Annotated in this window: 16 protein-coding genes; 8 read left to right on the top strand and 8 right to left on the bottom strand. The window is 70.9% G+C overall.

Annotated features, from left to right (window positions below):
* The 3 genes from tilS to glmM form a co-directional block, all read left to right on the top strand.
* Positions 1-1032, top strand: a 1032-nt coding sequence (gene tilS / locus MFF04_RS13515; RefSeq protein ID WP_238276533.1) for a tRNA lysidine(34) synthetase TilS, incomplete at its 5' end; no start/stop codon positions are given.
* A gap of 54 nt (positions 1033-1086) precedes the next feature.
* Positions 1087-3009, top strand: coding sequence for an ATP-dependent zinc metalloprotease FtsH (gene ftsH / locus MFF04_RS13510; RefSeq protein WP_238276520.1), 1923 nt, complete (start codon positions 1087-1089; stop codon positions 3007-3009).
* Positions 3010-3220: 211 nt separating this feature from the next.
* On the top strand, positions 3221-4561 hold the full coding sequence (gene glmM, locus MFF04_RS13505) for a phosphoglucosamine mutase (RefSeq protein WP_238276519.1): 1341 nt from the start codon (positions 3221-3223) through the stop codon (positions 4559-4561).
* Positions 4562-4564: 3 nt separating this feature from the next.
* Here the strand turns inward: glmM and MFF04_RS13500 are convergent, their stop codons facing one another.
* From MFF04_RS13500 to MFF04_RS13485, 4 genes are all read right to left on the bottom strand, one after another.
* Entirely contained in the window at positions 4565-4846 is a 282-nt protein-coding gene (locus MFF04_RS13500) for a hypothetical protein (RefSeq protein ID WP_238276517.1), read from the bottom strand.
* Between the two features lie 23 nt (positions 4847-4869).
* On the bottom strand, positions 4870-5769 hold the full coding sequence (locus tag MFF04_RS13495) for an outer membrane protein (RefSeq protein ID WP_238276515.1): 900 nt from the start codon (positions 5767-5769) through the stop codon (positions 4870-4872).
* A 282-nt stretch (positions 5770-6051) separates the two neighbouring features.
* Positions 6052-6915 carry an outer membrane protein gene (locus MFF04_RS13490; RefSeq protein WP_238276513.1) on the bottom strand — a complete coding sequence of 288 codons (864 nt, stop codon included), beginning with the start codon at positions 6913-6915 and terminating at the stop codon, positions 6052-6054.
* A gap of 354 nt (positions 6916-7269) precedes the next feature.
* Positions 7270-7818: an HNH endonuclease gene (locus tag MFF04_RS13485; protein WP_238276511.1), complete on the bottom strand. Its 549-nt coding sequence runs from the start codon at positions 7816-7818 to the stop codon at positions 7270-7272.
* A 358-nt stretch (positions 7819-8176) separates the two neighbouring features.
* Between MFF04_RS13485 and MFF04_RS13480 the strand changes: the two genes are divergently transcribed.
* Both MFF04_RS13480 and MFF04_RS13475 read left to right on the top strand, forming a co-directional pair.
* Entirely contained in the window at positions 8177-10873 is a 2697-nt protein-coding gene (locus MFF04_RS13480; protein ID WP_238276509.1) for a DUF3772 domain-containing protein, read from the top strand.
* A 36-nt stretch (positions 10874-10909) separates the two neighbouring features.
* On the top strand, positions 10910-11410 hold the full coding sequence (locus MFF04_RS13475) for a CAP domain-containing protein (RefSeq protein WP_373320054.1): 501 nt from the start codon (positions 10910-10912) through the stop codon (positions 11408-11410).
* A gap of 4 nt (positions 11411-11414) precedes the next feature.
* Here MFF04_RS13475 and MFF04_RS13470 read toward each other — a convergent pair whose 3' ends face one another.
* Together MFF04_RS13470 and MFF04_RS13465 are read right to left on the bottom strand one after the other, a co-directional pair.
* A complete protein-coding gene (locus tag MFF04_RS13470; RefSeq protein ID WP_238276508.1) occupies positions 11415-12248 on the bottom strand; it encodes an OmpA/MotB family protein in 834 nt (277 codons plus the stop codon).
* Between the two features lie 31 nt (positions 12249-12279).
* On the bottom strand, positions 12280-13053 hold the full coding sequence (locus tag MFF04_RS13465) for a motility protein A (protein ID WP_238276507.1): 774 nt from the start codon (positions 13051-13053) through the stop codon (positions 12280-12282).
* A 245-nt stretch (positions 13054-13298) separates the two neighbouring features.
* Between MFF04_RS13465 and MFF04_RS13460 the strand changes: the two genes are divergently transcribed.
* The gene (locus MFF04_RS13460) at positions 13299-15077 is read left to right on the top strand and encodes a glucan ABC transporter ATP-binding protein/ permease (RefSeq protein ID WP_238276506.1); all 1779 of its coding nucleotides are present in this window, start codon (positions 13299-13301) and stop codon (positions 15075-15077) included.
* An 89-nt stretch (positions 15078-15166) separates the two neighbouring features.
* Here MFF04_RS13460 and MFF04_RS13455 read toward each other — a convergent pair whose 3' ends face one another.
* Entirely contained in the window at positions 15167-17254 is a 2088-nt protein-coding gene (locus MFF04_RS13455) for a hypothetical protein (RefSeq protein ID WP_238276505.1), read from the bottom strand.
* A gap of 110 nt (positions 17255-17364) precedes the next feature.
* Positions 17365-18273, bottom strand: a complete 909-nt coding sequence (locus tag MFF04_RS13450) for a YihY/virulence factor BrkB family protein (protein WP_238276504.1) — start codon at positions 18271-18273, stop codon at positions 17365-17367.
* Between the two features lie 245 nt (positions 18274-18518).
* On the opposite strand from MFF04_RS13450, the gene MFF04_RS13445 reads away from it, so the two are divergent.
* Complete coding sequence (locus MFF04_RS13445) at positions 18519-19403, top strand: DMT family transporter (RefSeq protein ID WP_238276503.1); 885 nt, start codon at positions 18519-18521, stop codon at positions 19401-19403.
* A 123-nt stretch (positions 19404-19526) separates the two neighbouring features.
* On the top strand, positions 19527-21209 hold the full coding sequence (locus tag MFF04_RS13440) for an acyl-CoA dehydrogenase family protein (protein WP_238276502.1): 1683 nt from the start codon (positions 19527-19529) through the stop codon (positions 21207-21209).
* Positions 21210-21215 lie beyond the last annotated feature (6 nt).

The following is a 21215-nucleotide window of genomic DNA, read 5'->3' as shown; positions in this document are numbered from 1 at the left end:
GCGAGGAGCACAGGGCTCGCGGTCCGTCCGTCGAGCCCTGTGCTCCTCGCCGTCTCCGGCGGCCCCGATTCCACGGCGCTGATGCATGCTGCTGCGCGACTCGCGCCGGCCGGCTCGATCCATGTGGCAACCGTCGACCACCGCCTTCGTCCGGGCTCGGCCGCGGAGGCCGAAGCCGTCGCGGCGAAGGCGGCGCGGCTGGGGCTCGCCCATCATCTCCTCGTCCGCGAGGGGGAGGCGCCGGCGACGCGCCTCCAGGCCGAGGCCCGCCGCGCCCGCTACGCCTTGCTCGCGGCCTGCGCCGGGCGGATCGGCGCGGACCGGGTGCTCACCGGCCACAACCTGGACGATCAGGCGGAGACGGTGCTGCTGCGTCTCTGCGCCGGCTCCGGCCCCGCCGGGCTCGCGGGGATGCGCGGCGCGCGCGCTCTTGCGCGGGGCGTCACGCTCGGGCGGCCCTTCCTTGCCCTGGCGAAGGCGCAGTTGGCAGCCTGGTGCGAGGCGGGGGGAATCGCCTTCCTTCGCGATCCCTCCAACGCCGACGACCGCTTCGCCCGCGCGCGCCTGCGGCGGCTGTCTCCGATCCTCGCTCGGGAGGGCCTGGACCCGGCGCGGCTCGCCCGCCTCGCCGAGCGCCTCGCCCGCGACGACGCGGCGCTGTCGCGGACGGCGCGCGACGCCTTCGCCGGCCTGCGGATCGACGCGGAGCGCGGGGTCCGCCTCGGCTCCCCGGCCGCCCTGCCGGAGGCCGTCACGCTTCGCGTGATCGCGCTCGCCATGGCGGAAGCCGGTGCGGAGGGACCGGAGCGTCTCGAACGCCTCGAAGCCCTCGTGCTCGGCACGCTTCTTCCCGCCCTGCGCGAAGGCCGCGCGGTCTGCCGCACCCTGCGCGGGCTCACCGTGGAGACGACCCTCCGAGGCGAGGTCGTGCTCGCCCCCGCGCCCCCTCGGAAGGGCGGTAACGCCGTTCGGGGACGGGCGGACGGCTTACTTGGCAAGGGTTCGCCCGCTGCCTACATTGACGACGAGTAACGGCGCGGGCCGCCAGCACGGCTCAGAACGCCGACGCTCCCCAGGGATTGATCGATGAACCCGAATTTCCGCAACTTTGCCTTGTGGGTCGTCATCTTCCTGCTCGTCCTCGCGCTGGTGACCCTGTTCCAGAATCCGGGTCATCGCGGCGGCGGCAGCGAGATCGCCTACAGCCAGCTCCTGAACGACGCGGATGCGGGCAAGATCCAGTCGGTGGTGATCTCCGGACAGGACGTCAGCGGCACCTATGTCGGCGGCGGCAACTTCACCAGCTACGCGCCGAACGACCCGATGCTCGTCTCGAAGCTCCAGGGCAAGGGCGTGCAGATCACCGCCCGCCCGCCCTCCGACAACACGCCCTGGTTCATCCAGCTCCTCGTGAGCTGGCTGCCGATCCTCGTGTTCATCGGCGCCTGGATCTTCCTCTCGCGCCAGATGCAGTCGGGCGCGGGCCGCGCCATGGGCTTCGGCAAGTCGAAGGCCAAGCTCCTCAACGAAGCGCATGGGCGCGTCTCGTTCGACGATGTGGCCGGCGTCGAGGAGGCCAAGGAGGACCTGCAGGAGATCGTCGAGTTCTTGCGCGATCCGCAGAAGTTCCAGCGCCTCGGCGGCCGCATCCCCCGCGGCGTGCTGCTCGTCGGCCCCCCCGGCACGGGTAAGACGCTCATCGCCCGCGCGGTCGCCGGTGAGGCCAACGTGCCGTTCTTCACGATCTCCGGCTCGGATTTCGTCGAGATGTTCGTCGGCGTCGGCGCGAGCCGCGTCCGCGACATGTTCGAGCAAGCCAAGAAGAACGCCCCCTGCATCATCTTCATCGACGAGATCGACGCGGTCGGCCGCCATCGCGGCGCCGGCCTCGGCGGCGGCAACGACGAGCGCGAGCAGACCCTCAACCAGCTCCTCGTGGAGATGGACGGCTTCGAGGCCAACGAGGGCGTCATCATCATCGCGGCCACGAACCGCCCCGACGTGCTCGACCCCGCGCTGTTGCGTCCCGGCCGCTTCGACCGCCAGATCATGGTGCCGAACCCGGACGTGACCGGCCGCGAGCGCATCCTGCGCGTCCACGTCCGCAAGGTGCCGCTGGCGCCGGACGTCGACCTCAAGACCATTGCACGGGGCACCCCCGGCTTCTCCGGCGCCGACCTGATGAACCTCGTCAACGAGTCGGCGCTGCTCGCGGCGCGGCGCGGCAAGCGCATCGTCACGATGCACGAGTTCGAGGACGCCAAGGACAAGGTCATGATGGGCGCCGAGCGGCGCACCCTGGTCATGACCGAGGACGAGAAGCGGCTCACCGCCTACCACGAAGGTGGCCACGCCATCGTCGCGTTGAACGTCCCGGCGACCGATCCGGTCCACAAGGCGACGATCATCCCCCGCGGCCGGGCGCTCGGCATGGTCATGCAGCTGCCCGAGCGCGACAAGCTCTCGATGAGCTTCGAGCAGATGACCTCGCGGCTCGCGATCATGATGGGCGGCCGCATCGCCGAGGAGATGATCTTCGGCAAGGACAAGGTCACCTCCGGCGCCCAGTCCGACATCGAGCAGGCCACGCGGCTCGCCAAGATGATGGTCACCCGCTGGGGCTTCTCGCCCGAGCTCGGCACCGTGGCCTACGGCGACAACAACGACGAGGTCTTCCTCGGCATGTCGATGGGCCGTCAGCAGACGGTCTCGGAATCGACGGCCCAGAAGATCGACGCCGAGGTCCGCCGCCTCGTCGAGACGGGCCTCGAAGAGGCACGTCGCATCCTCGGCGAGCGGGCCGAGGACCTCGAGACCCTGGCCCAGGGACTGCTCGAGTACGAGACCCTCTCCGGCGAGGAGATCCGCAACCTCCTCAACGGCCGCCCGCCCGTGCGCGACGGCGGCGACGTGCCGCCGACGCTGGCTCGCGGCTCCTCCGTCCCCTCCGCCGGGCGCGGCCGCCCGCGGGAGAACGACGGGAGCCTAGAGCCGCAGCCGCAGGGCTGAGGCGGGCGAAGCGACAAGATGAGAAGGGGCGCCCCGCGAGGCGCCCCTTTCCGTTCCCGGCCGACCTTCGGAGCATCCGCCTTCCGGGCGCCGCATTCCGGATTCAACCGGCATCCCTCAATTCACCACGACGGCAGGCTTCCTCCCCGGAGAGGCCGGTCGGCGCTATGATCGCCGGAACGGTCGAGGCGTCAGCAGGCTCGGAGCCCACGTGCGCAAGTATTTCGGAACCGACGGCATCCGCGGCCGCGCCAACGGCCTCATCACGCCGGAGCTCGCCCTCAAGGTCGGGCAGGCGGCGGGCGTGGTGTTCCAGCGGGGCGACCATCGGCACCGGGTGGTGATCGGCAAGGACACCCGCCTCTCGGGCTACATGATCGAGACGGCGCTGGTGGCCGGCTTCACCGCCATGGGCATGGACGTGCTGCTGCTCGGGCCGATGCCCACGCCGGCGGTGGCGATGCTGACCCGCTCCATGCGCGCCGATCTCGGCGTGATGATCTCGGCCTCCCACAACCTCTACGAGGACAACGGCATCAAGCTGTTCGGCCCGGACGGGTTCAAGCTCAACGACGAGGTCGAGCGCTCCATCGAGGCGCTGATCGATTCCGAGCTGACGCCGCGACTCGCCTCCGCGAGCGATCTCGGCCGCGCCAAGCGCATCGAGAGCGTGCATGCCCGCTACATCGAGTTCGCCAAGCGCACCCTGCCGCGTCAGGTGACGCTGGACGGCCTGCGGGTCGTGGTCGACTGCGCCAACGGCGCCGCCTACCGGGTCGCGCCGGAGACCCTGTGGGAGCTCGGCGCCGAGGTCATCGCCATCGGCACGGAGCCGGACGGCTTCAACATCAATCGCGACGTCGGCTCGACGGCGCCCGGCGCCCTCGTCAGCAAGGTGCGGGAGCTGCGCGCCGATATCGGCATCGCGCTCGACGGCGACGCCGACCGGGTGCTCATCGTCGACGAGAAGGGCCAGATGGTCGACGGCGACCAGCTCATGGCCGTCGTCGCCCGCTCCTGGCAGGAGGACGAGCGTCTGACCCGGCCCGGCCTCGTCGCGACGGTGATGTCGAATCTCGGCCTGGAACGCTACCTCGGCGGCATCGGCCTGTCGCTCGCCCGCACGGCGGTCGGCGACCGCTACGTCCTCGAGCACATGCGCCAGAACGGCTACAATCTCGGCGGCGAGCAGTCCGGCCACATTATCATGTCGGATTACGTGACCACCGGCGATGGCCTCGTGGCGGCGCTCCAGCTGCTCGCGGTGGTGCAGCGCCTCGACAAGCCGGTGAGCGAGGTCTGTCACTGCTTCGATCCGCTGCCGCAGATCCTCAAGAACGTGCGCTACCGTTCCGGCGATCCGCTGCGGCAGCAGACGGTCGTCACCGCCATCGAGCAGGCCCGCGAGCGGTTGGGCGAGGGCGGGCGCCTTGTGATCCGCCCCTCGGGGACGGAGCCGGTGATCCGCGTCATGGCCGAGGGCGACGACCGCTCCCTCGTGGTCGAGGTGGTCGACGAGGTGGTCGACGCCGTGAGCCGCGCCGCCGCCTGAGCCTCAGAAGCTCGGAAAGCGCGGCGGCGGCTCGTTGTACATCGGCACCGCGAGGTTGCGCGGCAGGTAGGCCCGCACGACCGGCCCGCCCGGCGCCTGGACAACGGGCCTCGGACGGCAGCACGGGTGCGCGGCCGGCGGCGGCGCGAAGCGCGGAGCCGGGGCTGGCCCCAGCGGCAGGGGCTCGGCCCCTTGGGCGAATGCCGGCGCCGACATCAGCGCGAGGGCGAGGCCGAGGGCGCGGACGAGAGGGCGGCTGCCCGCGTCGGGAGAGGCGTGGACCATGGCGGGGCCTTCCGGGCGCGCGGTCAGAACTTCACCGCCGCGCCGCCGCGGACGGTGTTGACGTTGGCCTTGTGCCCGTCGAAGTCGTTGAAGAGCACGTACTGGTACTCGCCGCGCAGGAGGATGTTCTGCGTCAGCGCGAACTCCAGACCCGCACCGGCGGTGATGCCGCCCACGACCTTGGTCTTGGCACGCGCCAAGGTATCGGTCGCCGGCGTGCTTCCATCCGGACTGGACTGCAGGAAGGTCGTATAACCGTAGTTGTAGACGTAGGCGGGCTTGCCGGTCGTCAGCCCCTGGTTGGCATTGTACGTCGTCTGATTGAATCCGTAGGCCTGATAGGTCAACTTGTCGACAACGGTCGCGCGACCGATGGCGAGGCCGCCCGTGACGAAGGGCAGGAGGCTGCCCATCGCGTAACCGGCGCGGGCGCGGATGGTGCCGTAGTCCTGAATTCGGGTCGAGGAACTGCCGTTCAGGTAGACGGTCTCCAACAGGTCCCCGGTGACCTTGGAGCGGCCGGTGGTATCGAACGAGGTCCCCGTCTTGCCGAAGCGAGTGTAGTCGGCCTCGATGCCGAGCACGATATCATCGAACTGGAAGTTGTAGCCTGCGAAACCGCCGAAGCTCGAATGATCGACGCGGACGGACTGGGCCCGCAGAAGCGTCGAGGCGCCGAGATTGGTCTCGGTCGACGTGTCGTGCAGCGCGTTCCGGATCATATCGCCGAACACGTTCCGGAATCCGAGCGACGTCGAGGAGTAGCCGGCATGGGCACCGAAGTAGCCGCCATTCCAGTCGACCGCGGGAGCGACGGGCTCGTATTCGGGGCCGCGGAGCACGCCGTAGTCGAGATCGGCGGCGCGGGCGGTGGCTGTGCCGATCGCGAGCGAGGCGAGCAGGAGGAAGGGGAGGGTACGCATCGGATGAGTCCTCTGGGTGCCGGCACTGCGTCCAGCCGATCGGCCCATGGATCATTCGTAGCTCGGTAACCTTAATTCTCCGTTTCCATGCCGCCCGATGAGCCTATCTTCGAACGAGACAACGCCACTCGGAAGAGAAACGAGCGGTCCTCTTCGCTTTCATCTTGCGACTAGGCAAGTATTGCCGGGTGCAGCGCCCGCCCCGACGTACCCCTCGAACGCGTCAGGGCGGCGCGGATGGTCTCCGCGCCGCCCCGGCATCGAGGGTGAGGGATGCTGCGATCAGTACTTGCGCACGAGCGGGCCGGGGGCGGGCTCGTAGATCGGCGGCAGCGGCAGCACCGGGCCGCCGAGGAGGTAGCGCAGGCCGATCTTGATCTCGTGCGCCTCAAGGTTCTTCGCCTTGACGACGGCGCTGTCGCAGCCGCCGCCGGCGTCGAGGCAGGTGAGGCTGCCGGTCTTGGCCTGGCCGAGATTCACGTAGCGGTAGGCGAACTCGACCTTGAGGTTCTGGGCCACGTCGAAGGCGACACCCGCGTGGAGGGCCCAGGCGAGGCTCTCGGTGGTGCGGGCCTTGAAGTAGCCCGGCGAGGTCGGCTGGTTGTAGGCGTAGGGGGCGTAGAAGTTCGTCACGCCGCTATCGGTGAAGCCGGAGAAGTGGTTGAAGGCCACGCCGACACCGCCGCCGAAGAAGGGCGTCGCGCCGAACCAGGTGCCGAGCTCGAAATAGCCGTTCACCAGCACGAGGCCCGAGGTGTAGTGGCCCGAGGTCTGGTTGAAGTTGCGGCCGCTGGTGCAGCCGCAGTCGGAGCTGAAGTCGTTGTAGCTCGACAGGCGCAGCTCGTTGGAGCGGAACTCGCCGGTCACGTCGCCGCGGAAGTAGCTGTTGACCTGGTAGCCGACGCCGACGCCGGCGAAGAAGCCGCCCGACTGGCTCTCGTTGAAGAAGACCGTGTCCGGCGCCTTGGCGACCGAGTATTTCGGGCTGGTGTAGACGCTGGCGCCGACGTCGCCGCGCAGGTACCAGCCGCCGCCGACATCGACCGGCGGGGGCGGCGGCGGGGGGGGAGGGGGCGGCAGCAGGTCGGCGGCGTGGACGAGAGCAGGCGCGCAGACGCTCGCGAGGAACGTCAGGGAGCGCGCCAAGACGAAGAGCCTCGAGCGGGTCATAAGAATTCCTTCACTCATTCGCGGCCGAGAGCTTGCGCGCCGGCTCCGATGACGAAGGAGATCATTGCCCAGAGGTCTTAAACCCGACTTAACGTTAAATCTTACCCTTTCCGATCGGTGAGCGATCGGCCGATATTCGCCGTCATCCGCCTTACGAAGCGGCGGCGAACGGCGTTCGGCGGCCTTCGCGTGCAAGGCCGCGGCGGGTGATGGGTCGAGCGGGAGCGAGACGCAACGCCGCAGGCCCAGCGCTTGGTGCCGGCGCAGCCGGGACGCCGTCCGTGATGCCCCGGGCGTCAGCAAGAGGGCAGCGGCAGTCCCGGGCGGAGCTCAGCTCTCGAGCTCGCTGTCCCAGTAGAGGTAGTCGAGCCAGGTGTGGTGGTACTGCCGGTGGTCGAACTCCGGCTGGCGGTGGTGCAGCTCGTGGCGGGTCGGCCGGCGGGGCACGGCGGCGAGCGGCATCTCGGCCTCGTCGGGTGTGCGGTTCGCCTTGCGCAGGTTGCAGGGCGAGCAGGCCGCCACGACGTTCTCCCAGCTCGACAGGCCGCCGCGGGAGCGGGGGACGACGTGGTCGAAGGTCAGGCCGCCGGAGGGCAGCCGCAGGCCGCAATACTGGCAGGCGAAGCCGTCGCGCAGGTAGATGTTGTAGCGGGTGAAGGCGGGGCTGCGCGCCAGCGTGACGTAGTTCTTGAGCGCGACAACGCTCGGGACCTTCAGCGCCCGGCTCGGGGAGCGGGCCTCGACGTCGTAGCTCGCGACCAGCGTCACCCGGTCCAGGAACAACGCCGTGAAGGCGTCCTTCCACGACCAGAGCGAGAGCGGATTGTAGGACAGGGGCCGGTAGTCGGCGTTGAGAACGAGGGTCTGGAGGTCCATCACGACCGGCCTCCCCTGCAATGGAGGACGGGCCCGAACCGGAAACGGCGTCGCCGCCCCGGCGGAGCGCCGGGCCAGCGCCCGGCCGACTTCACCGGTCCGTTCCGGCGCCCGGACGATCCCGTCCGCAGCGCCTCCTCGACATGTCGAGACGAAAAGGCCCTGTCCATCGGGGCTTAGTCTAATATCACCATGACGGGCTTGTGAAGGTTCCTGGGCCTCCGCCCGGCGTCGCACCCACAAGACGGACGCGAAGGGTGGGCAGGGCCGGGCTTTCGCCGTATTCAGCGCGCGAGAAGCCCCCGAGAGCCGGCGACAGCCTTCAGGGGCCCGCGTGCCGGCGCCGATCAGAAGGATCTCGATGACGCTTCGCCTCCCGACCCGCCGTCTGCCATCGTTCCACGGCCTGCTTCTCGCCGCGGCGCTCGCCGTCGCCGCCCTGGCGCCGCAGGGCGCGACGGGGCAGGGGGAGCGGCCGCCGGCGCAAGGGGCGGCGCCCGCGGCGAACGGAGCCAAACCCGACGCGGCCAAGCCCGAGGCGAACAAGGCGCCGGAGAAGGCGCCCGAGGCGAAGCCCGCCCCTCCGAAGCCGGAGCTGTCGGAAAACATCAAGGCGGTCCGCGCCAAGCTCGACGCGGCGCGCGCCGACCTCGAGGGCCGCGAGAAGGAGCTGGCGCGCCCCAACCTCACCGCCGCCGACCTGACGCGCATCCGCGACGGGGTCGGGCCCGTCGCCGACGGCATCCGCACCGTCATCGACGAGCTCGACCTGCCGCTGGCCTCCGCCCGCGAGCGTCTCACCCAGCTCGGCCCGAAGCCGAAGGAGGGCGAGGAGAGCCCCGAGATCGCGAAGGAGCGCGTCGAGCGCGAGGCCGCGGTCGCCGGCATCGACGAGACGCAGCGGCTGGCCCGCTCCCTCCTCGTCCAGAGCGAGCAGATCGTCGACCGGGTCTCGAACCGGCGCCGGGACGCCTTCACCAAGGGCCTGTTCGAGCGTTCGCAGGGCCTCGTCGCCCCGTCCCTGTGGTCGCGGGTCGCCGAGGACGTGCCGCGGGACATGCGCGCCCTTCAGAGCGCGCTGTCCGACATCATGCTGCTGTTCTCGCGCAACGGCACGCTGGGCAACCTGCTGCTCCTCGGCATCGCCTTCGGCGTCTCCTTCGCCCTCTATTTCGGGCGGCGGAACATTGCGCCCCGCTTCGGGCACCGGGACGAGGGCGAGGGCGAGCCGGATCGGCGCAGCGTGCTGCTCGCCGCCTGGCGCGTGCTCCTGATCGGCACCGTGCCGGCGGTGCTCGGCAGCTACGCGATCTACTACGCGCTCGACGCCACCGACCTGCTGCCGTCGCGCCTCCTGCCGGTCGCGGCGGCGATCACCGGCGGCTTCGCCTTCGTCGCCTTCGTGCAGGCGCTCTGCGACGCGCTGCTCTCGCAGAACCGGCCGCGCTGGCGGCCGACGCCGGTGACGGACGAATCGGCGACCCGCATCACCCGGCTCGCCGTGAGCATCGCGGTGGTGATCTCGGTGGCCAAGGCCATCGAGGCGCTGAACTCCGGCATCTCGGCGGCGCTGCCCGTCTCGATCGCCACCCGCGGCATCGGCGCCGTCGTCACCGGCCTGATCCTGGCGATCGGCCTGCACCGCTTCGCCGACGATTCGACCCAGCAGGCGGAGGAGGCCTGCCTCGGCCCCTACGTCGCGCCGGAGCGCGCGAGCGCTCTCGGCGGCCCCGCGCGGATGCTCGGCTGGCTCGCGGTGATCGTGATCTGCGCGGCACCGCTCGTCGGCTACGTCGCCTTCGCCGCCTTCCTCGTCGACCAGCTCGTCTGGGCTGCGAGCCTGCTCGTGCTGCTCTACCTGCTGGTGCAGAGCGTCGAGGCCTTCATCGGCGGCGCGCTCCGGGAAGACACCCGCATCGCCACGACGCTCCAGGCCAACACCGGCCTGCGCAAGCGCTCCCTCAACCAGATCGGCGTGCTCGCCACCGGCCTTCTGCGGGTGCTGCTGATCGCGGTCGTCGCGCTCCTGATCCTGGCGCCCTGGGGCCTCGACTCGACGGACGTGACCGCGTCGCTGCGCACGGCCTTCTTCGGGTTCAAGGTCGGCGACGTCACCATCTCGCTGTCGAGCATCGCCTTCGGCATCGGCATCCTGATGGTCGGCGTCTTCGTGACGCGGGGCGTGCAGCGCTGGCTGGAGAACACCTACCTGCCGGCGACCGATCTCGATTCGGGCCTGCGCAACTCGATCTCGACGGTGGCCGGCTATTGCGGCTTCCTGCTCGCCCTGGCGCTGGCCTTCTCCTACCTGGGGCTGAGCCTCGAGAAGCTCACTATCGTCGCCGGCGCGCTCTCTGTCGGTATCGGTTTTGGCCTCCAGTCGATCGTCAACAACTTCGTCTCGGGCCTGCTGCTGCTCTGGGAGCGGCCGATCCGTGTCGGCGACCAGGTGGTGATCGGCGACAGCGAGGGCATCGTGAAGCGCATCTCCGTGCGCTCCACGGAGATCCAGACCTTCGACCGCTCGGCGGTGATCGTCCCGAACTCGAACCTGATCTCCGGCATCGTGAAGAACCGGGTGCGGGGCGACCGGGCGGGGCGGGTCAACCTCACGGTCAGCGTCGTGCGCAGCCAGGACCCGGTGCGCGCCGCAGAGCTGATCGAGCAATGCGCCCGGGCCCATGCCGACGTCATGAAGGAGCCGCCGCCGCGGGTCGTCTTCAAGAAGATTGGCGACCCCTATCTGGAGTTCGAGCTGTTCGCGACGATCGTCGACGTCGGCCTCGGGCTGAAGGTGCTCACCGATCTCAACTTCGCGGTGTTCAAGGCGCTGTCGGAGGAGGGGCTGATCCCGGCCATGGGGACGCCGTCGAGCATCGTCACCGTGCAGGGTCTCGAAGGGGTGCAGGGGGCGCTCGGCGCCATCGCGGGCGGCCTCGGCAAAAGCGGCGACGCGACGAGCGCCGAGCCTTCCGCCTTGGCGGAGCCGGACGCGGATGTGCGATCCGGAACATCCCGCGCGCCCAGCCGTCGTAAGCTGGAGCGGTCGGACGCCTGAGGCGTTCCGACCTCGTCCGGTACGGGAGCGTTGACGGTGAAGCGGCGTGCGGCGTTGGGGATTCTGGTCTCGGGAGGCGCGAGCCTGGCGCTCGCGGGCTGCGCGTCGGACCGCGCCGCCACCTCCGCGCTGCCCGCCCTCTACCAGCCGCTGACCACCGAGACCGCCCGGCTCGACGCGGCCGGCGCAGCCGACATGATCTCCGCCTACCGCCGCGGGAAGGGCGTGACGGCGCTCGCCGTCGATCCGGAGCTGCAGCGTCTCGCCGAGGCGGAGGCCGCCTCGATGGCGCTCGCCGACCGGCCGAGCCAGGCCCAGACCGTGCGGGTCGCCGTCACCCGCCTCGGCTACGCCTCCGCCGGCGCCAACCTCTCGGCCGGCTACCACACCCTGGCGGAAGCCTTCTCGGGCTGGCGCGACAGCCCGGCCCACAACGCGGTGATGCTCTCGCCGGACGCGACCCGGATGGGCATCGCCACCGCCTACGCACCGGGCTCGAAGTACAAGGTCTACTGGGCGCTGCTCGTCGCCAAGTAGTCGGTCAGGGCATCCCGTATCCGACCGGGGTCGGGGGCGCTTCCTTGAGGAGCGTGACCGTCACGCGCCGGTTCGCCGCGATATAGGGGTTGTCCGGGAACAGCGGCTCGGTATCCGCCTTTCCGGCGACGGAGGCGAAGCGGTCGTCGGGCACGCCCGCCCCGGCCAGCACCTCCCGCACGCTGATGGCGCGGTTCGCCGAGATCTCCCAGGGCGGCGCCGCCGGGCGCGTCCCCGGCCGCTCGCTCGCGGTGAATCCGGTGATGGCGATGCGGTTCGGCAACTGGCGGAGCGCCGGGGCGATCTTCTCCAGGAGGCGCCGCGTGCGGTCGTTGGGGCGGCTCGACCCTTCCGGGAACATCGAGCGCCCGTCCTGGTCGACGAGCGAGACGTCGAGCCCCTTCTGCGTGGGCGTGATGACGATGTTCTTCGACAGCTCCGCGATCTCGGGCATGTCCTGGAAGGCCTGCCGCAGGGAGGCGGCGGCGAGGCCGAAGTTCTCCGCCTCGCCCTTGTCGGTCAGGCCGATCTCGGCGCTCTGGTCGATGGAGGGGGGCGTCGTGCGGTCCGAGGCGCGCTCGGGCGGGATGTCGCGCAGGTACTTCACGTGCTCGGCGGTCGGCAGGCCGGTCGATTCGATGATGCCGGCGAACTTCGATTCCTTGTTGACGCCGAAGGCGTCGCGCATGGAGCCGGCCACCACCTGCATCTTCTTCTGATCCTGCGTGGAGTACGCGGCGATCATCACGAAGAAGCTCATCAGGAGCGCCATCAGGTCGGCGAAGGTGACGAACCAGCCATGGCCGCCATGCGCGCCGCCGCGCTTCTTCTTGGCCACCGCTCAGGCCCTCCCTCGATCGGGCGACGCGTCAGGCCGCTTCGGCCATCAGCTCCTCGCGGTGGTTGTGGGGCAGGTAGGCGACGAGCATCTCGCGCACGAGCGAGGAGCTCTTCTGGTCGCGGATCAGCAGGATGCCGTCGATGATGAGCGAGCGCGACACGTCCTCCTCCTCGAGCTTGACGTGCAGCTTGTCGGCGAGCGGCAGGGTGATCATGTTGGCGATGAGCGCGCCGTAGAGCGTCGCGAGCAGGGCGGTCGCCATGGCGGGGCCGAGCTTCGAGGGATCGGACATGTTGGCGAACATCGTCACCATGCCGAGGATGGTGCCGATCATGCCCCAGGCCGGCGCGCAGTCGCCGAAGGCGCGGTAGATCTTCGAACCCTCGTCGAGATGCATCAGGAAGTTGTCGCGGTCGCGCTCCATCGTGTCGCGGATGAAGTCGCGGTCGTAGCCGTCGGCGATGTAGCGCGCGCCCTGGGCCAGGAACGGGTCGGAGATCTCCATGTTCTCCAGCGCCATCGGGCCGGACTTCCGAACGAGGTCTGCGATCTTGGTGATCTCCTCGATGAGGTCGCGGGGCTTCACCGAGCGCATGGTGAAGGCGAATCGCAGGCCCATGGGCAGGCCGTGCATGATCGTCGAGAACGGGAAGCGCATCATCGTGGCGGCGGTGGCGCCGCCGAAGATCACGATCACCGCGTGCTTGTCGAAGTAGGCGGCGAAGTTGCCGCCGTCGATCATGATCAGCGTGAAGACCACGCCGAGGCCGCCGAGCAGGCCGATACCGGTAGCGAGATCCATGACGGCGGGCCCGAACGCTGTTGCACCGCCGGCATCCTCCACGGAGGCCGGCTCCCTGGGCGAGCGTTAGGCAATCATGCTGAAGGAAGCGTAAAGGGCGCGATCCGTCATGCGCCGTTCAGCCGGGCGTCGGCATAAGCCCATGCGTCCCGGAGGTTTAGGCCGCGTCGAGCGGCGGCCGGCTCCGGAGGCGAGGCGAAGGCTCCGGCACGGGGGCCGCGCCTGAGGGGTAGCTGGAGCTGGGCATGTCGTTCGTTCGTCTCTACTCGCGCGTCCTCGGCCTTCTCGGCAGCGAGAAGCGGCTGGCCATCGGCTTGGCGGCGACGAACATCGCGCTCGCCGGAGCGGCCTTCGTGGAGCCGCTGCTGATGGGCCGCATCATCGACGAGCTCACCCATCTCGCCCGCGGCGCCGACGCCTTCACGACCCTGGTGCCGCTGATCGCGGCCTGGATGGGCTTCGGCTTCTTCACCATCGCGGCCGGCGTCGCCATCGCGCTCCACGCCGACCGGCTCGCCCATCGCAGCCGGCTCGCCACCATGGCCGGCTACTTCGAGCACGTGCTCGACCTGCCGCTCGCCTTCCACTCCGCCAACCATTCCGGCCGCGTCCTCAAGGCGATGCTGGAGGGCACCAACGGCATGGCCTGGCTGTGGCTCGGCTTCTTCCGCGACCATCTCTCGGCGCTCGTCTCGCTCGGCGTGCTGCTCCCGCTGACGCTGTTCGTGAACTGGCAGCTCGGCTCGATCCTCGTCGTGCTGGTCGTGGTGTTCACCGCGCTCACGACCTTCGTCATGCGCCGCACCGAGACCCTGCAGGGCCGCGTCGAGGCATATCATTCGGGGCTGGCCGCCCACGCCTCCGACGCGCTCGGCAACGTCGCCGTCATCCAGTCCTTCACCCGCGCCAAGGCGGAGAAGGATGCCATGCACGACATGATCAGCCGGCTCCTCGCCGCGCAGATCCCGGTGCTGTCCTGGTGGGCGCTCGCCAACGTCGCCACCCGCGCCTCGGCGACGCTGACCATGACCGCGATCTTCGTGACCGGCATCTTCCTGTTCCAGCACGGCCAGACCACGGTCGGCGAGGTCGTCGCCTTCATGAGCCTCGCGACCATGCTCGTCGCCCGGCTCGACCACGTCGCCGCCTTCGTGAACGGCCTGTTCCAGCAGGCGCCGAAGATCGCCGAGTTCTTCGAGATCCTCGACACCGTGCCCGCCGTCCACGACCGGCCGCAGGCCAAGGCCGTCGGCCGCCTCGGCGGCGAGGTCGCCTTCGAGGACGTGTCCTTCTCCTACGACGGCCGCCGCCGGGCCCTCGATACGGTCTCGTTCTCCGCCCGCGCCGGCGAGACGGTGGCGCTCGTCGGCACCACGGGCTCGGGCAAGTCGACGACGCTCGGCCTCCTGCACCGCACCTTCGACCCGGCGCAGGGCCGCGTGACCATCGACGGCGCCGACATCCGCGACCTCGCCCTGTCGAGCCTGCGCCACAACATCGGCGTGGTCTTCCAGGAGCCGATGCTGTTCGCCCGCTCGATCCGCGAGAACCTGCAGGTCGGCCGCCCCGACGCCACGGATGCCGAGATGCTCGATGCCCTGGAGCGCGCCCAGGCCTCCGAGTTCATCGCCCGGCAGCCCGACGGCCTCGACACGGTGATCGGCGAGCGTGGCCGCTCGCTCTCCGGCGGCGAGCGCCAGCGCCTCTCGATCGCCCGCGCGCTCCTCAAGAACCCGCCGGTGCTGATCCTCGACGAGGCGACGAGCGCTCTCGACGCCGCCACCGAGCGCAAGCTCCAGGGTGCGCTCGAGGAGGTCATGAAGGGCCGGACCACCTTCGTGATCGCCCACCGCCTGGCCACCATCCGCGACGCCGACCGCATCCTCGTCTTCCACGAGGGCCGGATCGTCGAGGAGGGCACCTTCGAAAGCCTGGTGGCGCAGGGCGGCCGCTTCGCGGAGCTCGCCAAGGCCCAGTTCATGGCCGCCGAGGACGCTTCCGAGCCCGCAGCCCTCGCGGCCTGACACGACCCGAACGGATCGGGGGCCGGGCTTCATGCCCGGCCCCCGCTGCTTTCGCGAATGGGTTCCGAAGAGGGGTTGCCGCCGACCGCTCAGAACTCGCCCGCGAGACCGACGCGGGCGCCCTGGCGGCTCGCCTCGCTGTAGCTGAAGCCCGCCGTCACCGCGATCGGGATCGGCGCGTCGAGCCGGTGGGCCATGGCGATGCCGCCCGCCCACTCGCCCCGGAAGGTCGCCCCGTTCACCGTCCAGCTCGTGCGGCCAGGCATCGAGGGCATCGAGGCCGAGGTCATCGCCATCGCCGCCGCGATGCCCTGGCGGGCCTCCCGGTTCGAGCGGGCGACCGCCTGTCCGAGCGCGTTGCCCATGGCGTCGATGCGGTTGCCGAGCGCGTCGACCTGACCCTGCATGGCCCCGAGATTCGCCGGGCCGTAATCGGAGGCGGCGAGGTTGCCGGCGGCGTCGGCCGTGACGAAGCGGGTCGTGCCGGACTGCGCCGCACGGCTCTGGGCGGAGCCGAGCCCGGCCATCGTGTAGGTGCTGCCGGAGGTGCCGACCGCGACCTGACCCGCGCGGGTCGTCGTCGCGCCGGCGCCGATCGCCACCGCGTTGTCCTGTGCGGCGACCGCGCCGCGGCCGAGGGCCGTCGAATCCGTGCCGCCCGCGACCGCCGAGCGGCCGATGGCGGTCGCCCCGGCGCCCGTCGCCGCCGCGCCGGCGCCGTAGGCGGAAGCGTTCTCGCCGTCCGCCCGCGCGTCGGTGCCGACGCTCGTCGCGCCGGCCGCGCGGGCGAGCGCTCCGGTGCCGACCGCCAGGGCGCCGGCGCCGGTGGCCTGCGCCCCGTAGGCGCTGGCATAGGCGTCCCGGCCGCTCGCCACCGGCGCCCCGGCGCCGCGGCTGTTGTCCGCGCGCAGGGGAATGTCGGCGACGCGGGCTTCGAGCTGCTCGACGTTGACCGCATCCGTCGCCTGCGTGCCCTGCGCGACGCCGCTGATCCGCCGCGCACCCTGCGTTCCGGAGACGTCGACGCTGGTGCCGCCGGTGCGGGCGCCGACGCGGATCGTGCCGGTCGGAGAGTCCTGCGTCACCAGCGGGTCCGAGGCGGTGCCGCCACCCGTGCCGCCCCCGGTCCCGCCGCCGATGGTGAGGCGCAGGTCGGCGATGGTGCGGTTGACGAGGTCGAGGTCGACGGAGGTCCGCAGCAGCTCGCCGTCGATGGCCGAGACCGCCCCCGCCACGTCCGTGTGGATGGTGCCGCGGATGGTCAGGCTCGGCGCGATGACGACGCCCGTCGCCGCGTCGAGGACGGCGCCGCCGCCGATCGCTCCGGCGAGGCCGGCCCCGACCGAGGCGAGCTGACGGACGTTGACCGCGTCCGTCGCCTGGGTGCCGCCGGCGAGGTTGACGATCTGGCGCTCGGCGCCCGTCGCGCCGACCGAGAGGGCGCCCGCCACCGAGGCGACGACGCCCCGGCTGAAGCGCTCCTCGCCGCCGCCGAGACCGGCCCGATCGGCGACGGAGCCCTTGCCCAGCGCCACCGCCCCGGCGACGCGGGCTGCGGCATCGGTGCCGACCGCGACGCCGTCGAGGGCGTCGACCCGGCCCCGGAGGCCGAGCGCGAGGGCGCCGCCCGCGTTCGCGAGGGAGCCCGTTCCGAGGGCGAGGGCGTTGGCGCGGCCGAGCGCGGTGATCGCGCCGTCGCCGATGGCGATCGCGGTGACGTCGCCGGCGCTCGCCGGGGTGCCGGCCGCGCTGCCGAGGCCCGTGATGCCCGCGCCGCCGATGGTGATGCCCCGGCTCACGTCGAGGCCGAGGCTCGACACGCCCACGTTGCAGGCGCCGGCCGTCATCGGGCTCGTGACGTTGCCGAGACCGTCGAGCAGGCCGACCCGCAGGCTGGCGCCGGAGAGCGGCGTGACGATCTTCGCGTTCACGTCGCCGACGACGCCGTTCACGACCGTGTCGAGGCCCGGCAGGCCGAGGACGGAGCCGACCGTGCCGGTCGCGGCGAGGTTGGGCAGGCGGACGCCGAGCCCATTGCAGAGGCTCGCGAAGGACTGCGCCTGCGCCTGCCCGGCGGCGCCGAACCCCGCGAGCGCGAGCAAGGCGCAGGCGATGCGGGCCCCGGCGCGGCTGTCGCCGTCCCGGCGGCCCCGGCACTTGATGCTGATACGCGACATGAAACCAACCCTCGGTTGTAATCATGTCGATATGCAATCGATAAGGTTAACCCCGACCTAAAATACAATCTCAAATGGAATTTCGGTTGCATCTCTTCGTGGGCGACGCCTCAACCCGCGGAGACGGGTCCCGGTCCGGGGTCGCGCACGCCGGCTTGGCGGGCCTTCATCCGCGCCTGCAACCGGGCCCGTCGCGCGGCGATGACCGTGCCGTTGACCTCGCCGCCGAACAGGAACATCGCGGCGAGCCAGTAGAGGAACACCAGGAACACCATGGCGGTGGCTAGTCCCCCGTAGGTGGAGACGTAGGCGCCGGAGAAGCGGTCGAGGTAGAAGCCGAAGCCGAGACCTGCGAGGAACCAGAGCGCCAGCGTCGCGGCGATGCCGGGCATCACCGCGACGAGAGGCCGCCGGCCGGCGGCGACGAACTTGTGGGCGATGATGAGCACCGCCGCGATGAGGAAGGCCGTGATCCCGATGCGTCCGATGGCGACGGTGAGGCCCAGCGGCTCGAGGCCCGGCGCCACCACCAGGACCTTGCGCCAGATCAGCGGCCCGAGCACCACGAGCAGCGCGAAGGCCAGCATCGCGAAGGCGCCGCAGACGACGAAGCCGATGGATTCGAGCCGCGTCAGCCACCAGGGCCGCATCTCCCGCAGGCCGTAGGCGCGGTTGAGCCCGACCCGCAGGCTCTCGACCCCGGAAGAGGAGAAGTAGAGCGCCAGCACCGCGCCGAGGGTGAGCACGCCGCCCCGCTGCTCGGTGAGCACCCGGTGGATCTCGTTGACGATGGGAGCGGCCACCTCGCGGGGCCAGGCCTCGAAGATCAGCGTGCCCGCCTCGTCGGCGAGCGACTGCGTGCCGAACAGGCCGGCGAGCGCCGCGAGCAGGATCAGGAACGGGAACAGCGAGGTCAGGATCGAGAGGGCGATGTGGCTCGCGATCGCCCAGCCGTCATGGGCGACGAAGCGCTGCGCGGCGACGCCGAGCACCGTCAGGAGCGCGCGCAGGCGCCTCACGCGGCCGCCTGCCCGATGGGCGAGGTCGTCCGGCTCGGCGTCGAGGCCTCGGGCAGGGACATGCCTTCTCCATCGCGTTCCATCCCCTTTGTGGAAGGGCGCGGAGGCCCGGCGTCAACCGGGTCTTGCGTCGGAGACCCGGGAGAACAAGGGCGCTCACGGCTTCGCGATGACGCGATCCGGCATGACCGCCCTGCGGCGACGGCCTTAGCGCGGTTTGGCGCGGGGTGTATGGCAGCGGAGCCATGTCCCGCCCCACCGTCGCCAGCCTCGCCGGCCTGACCGCGCCGCTCTTCGTCTTCATCTGGGCGACGGGCTTCGTGGCGGCCCGCTACGTCGTGCCCTACGCCGATCCGCTGACCTTCGTGGCGCTGCGGGTGATCGCGGTGGCGGCGGTGCTCGGCGCGATCGCGATGGTGATGGGCGCGCGCTGGCCCGCCGACGCGCGGGGCTGGCGGGACGCGCTGATCTCCGGCGTGCTGATGCAGGGCCTCTATGTCGCAGGCGTGTTCTGGGCGGTGAACCGCGGGCTGCCGGCCGGGATCATGGCGCTGGTCGGAAGCCTCCAGCCGCTGCTCACCGCGGTGCTCGCCGGCCCGCTGCTCGGCGAGCGGGTGAGCCCCCGCCGCCGGCTCGGGATCGCGGCGGGCTTCGTCGGCGCCGGGCTGGTGCTGGCCCCGAAGCTCGGGGCGGCCGACGCCTCGGGCATCCCGCTAGGACCGCTCTGCGTCGGGCTCGCCGCGATGGTCGCGATGACGCTCGGCACGCTGTGGCAGAAGCGCACCGCGGCCGGCGCCGATCTCGTCACCAACGCCGCGATCCAGTTCGTCGGCGCCGCGCTGCTGACCGCGCCGCTGGCGCTGGCGCTCGAAGCCGGCCGCTTCGAGATCGGTCCGCCGCTGCTGCTCGGCATGGCGTGGTCGGTGCTGATCAACTCGGTGGCGGGCATCCTGCTGCTGCTCTGGCTGATCCGGCGCGGGGCGGTGGCGGGCGTCGCCTCGCTGCTGTTCCTGGTGCCGCCGGTGGCCGCGGGGATCGCCTACGTCCTGTTCGGCGAATCCCTGAGCCCCGTGCAGTTCGCCGGCATGGCCATCGCCGCGGCCGGCGTCGCCATCGCCAGCCGCGGATGAGCAGACGGCGGCAGGGATACTGAATACATTGAAGAAACCGGCCTGCCGCAGTGCAAAACCCCTACTCGGGGACCGGCGCGACCTATAAAGAAGGCACCAAGTGTAACGAACAGAGAAACGCCCATGTCCGCCACCGCCGCCGTTCAGACCACGCCGCAGGACCTGCTCACGCTCTCGCGGGAGGCGGCGGAAGCGGCCGGCGCCCTCGTCGCCGAGGCGACCCGCCGGGTGCGGACGCGGGTGGCCGGACCCGAGGGCAAGCTCTCCGCCGAGAAGCTCGAGACCGAGCAGCACGCCGCCCACGGCCTGTCCTGGCTCGCCACCTACGGCGAGGCCGTCCGCGAGCTTGCCGCCTACGCCGCCCGCCTCTCCGAGAGCGGCAGCCTCGGCGAGACCGAGACGCTGCTCGTGAAGATCGGCATCGGCGAGTATCTCGACCAGATGTTCGGCGGCATCCCCATGAGCCAGGGAGAGATCGTGCGGCCGACGACCTCGCTCGGCCTCTCGGCGCGGGAGCTTGCGAAGTTCCGCAGCGAAGCCGTCGAGGCGATGATCGCCGACGGCAACACCCCGGAGAACCGCGCGGCGCTGGTCGCCCGCATCCGCGACGGCGGCGGCTCGGCGACGGTCGGCAACTCCGGCCTCGACGAGGACATGGAGGCGATCCGCTCCGAGATGCGCCGCTTCGCCAAGGCCGAGGTGGTCGACAAGGCCCAGGAGTGGCACCGGGAGAACGCCTACATCCCGATGGAGATCATCGGGAAGATGGCCGAGCTCGGCGTGTTCGGGCTCACCATCCCCGAGGAGTACGGCGGCATGGGCATGCCCAAGGCCGCGATGTGCGTCGTCTCGGAGGAGCTGTCGCGGGCCTATATCGGCGTCGGCTCGCTCGGCACCCGCACGGAGATCGCCGCGGAGCTGATCCTCGGCGGCGGCACCGAGGAGCAGAAGCAGCGCTTCCTGCCCCGCCTCGCCTCTGGCGAGATCCTGCCAACGGCCGTCTTCACCGAGCCGAACACCGGCTCCGACCTCGCCAACCTTCGCACCCGCGCGGTGAAGGAGGGCGACGTCTGGAAGATCACCGGCAACAAGACCTGGATCACGCATCCGGTGCGCGCCGACATCATGACGGTGCTCGTGCGCACGAAGCCCGACGAGAAGGGCCATCGCGGCCTCTCGATGCTGATCGCCGAGAAGCCCCGCGGCGACGATGCCGAGCCCTTCCCGGTCCCCGGCCTCTCCGGCGGCGAGATCGAGGTGCTCGGCTACCGCGGCATGAAGGAGTACGAGCTCGCCTTCGAGGGCTTCGAGGTACCCGGCGCGAACCTGCTCGGCGACGTCGAGGGCAAGGGCTTCGCCCAGCTCATGCAGACCTTCGAGTCCGCCCGCATCCAGACGGCGGCCCGCGCCATCGGCGTCGCGCAGTGCGCTCTCGACCTGGGCCTCCGCTACGCCGAGGAGCGTGTGCAGTTCGGCAAGGCGCTGGTGAACTTCCCCCGCGTCGCCGACAAGCTCGCGATGATGGCGGTGGAGATCAACATCGCCCGCCAGCTCACCTACTTCTCGGCCCGCGAGAAGGACGAGGGCAAGCGCTGCGACCTCGAGGCGGGCATGGCGAAGCTGCTCGCCGCCCGCGTTGCCTGGGCAGCGGCCGACAACGCCCTCCAGATCCACGGCGGCAACGGCTTCGCGCTGGAGTACCCGGTGAGCCGGGTGCTCTGCGACGCCCGCATCCTGTCGATCTTCGAGGGCGCCGCCGAGATTCAGGCCCAGGTCATCGCCCGGCGCTTGCTGGAGCAGGCGTAGGCGTCA

The sequence above is a fragment of the Methylobacterium jeotgali genome (genome assembly GCF_022179345.1).
Classification (GTDB): domain Bacteria; phylum Pseudomonadota; class Alphaproteobacteria; order Rhizobiales; family Beijerinckiaceae; genus Methylobacterium; species Methylobacterium jeotgali.
The sequence above is the reverse complement of the archived record's forward strand: the minus strand, read 5'-3'. Positions and strand labels throughout refer to the sequence as shown.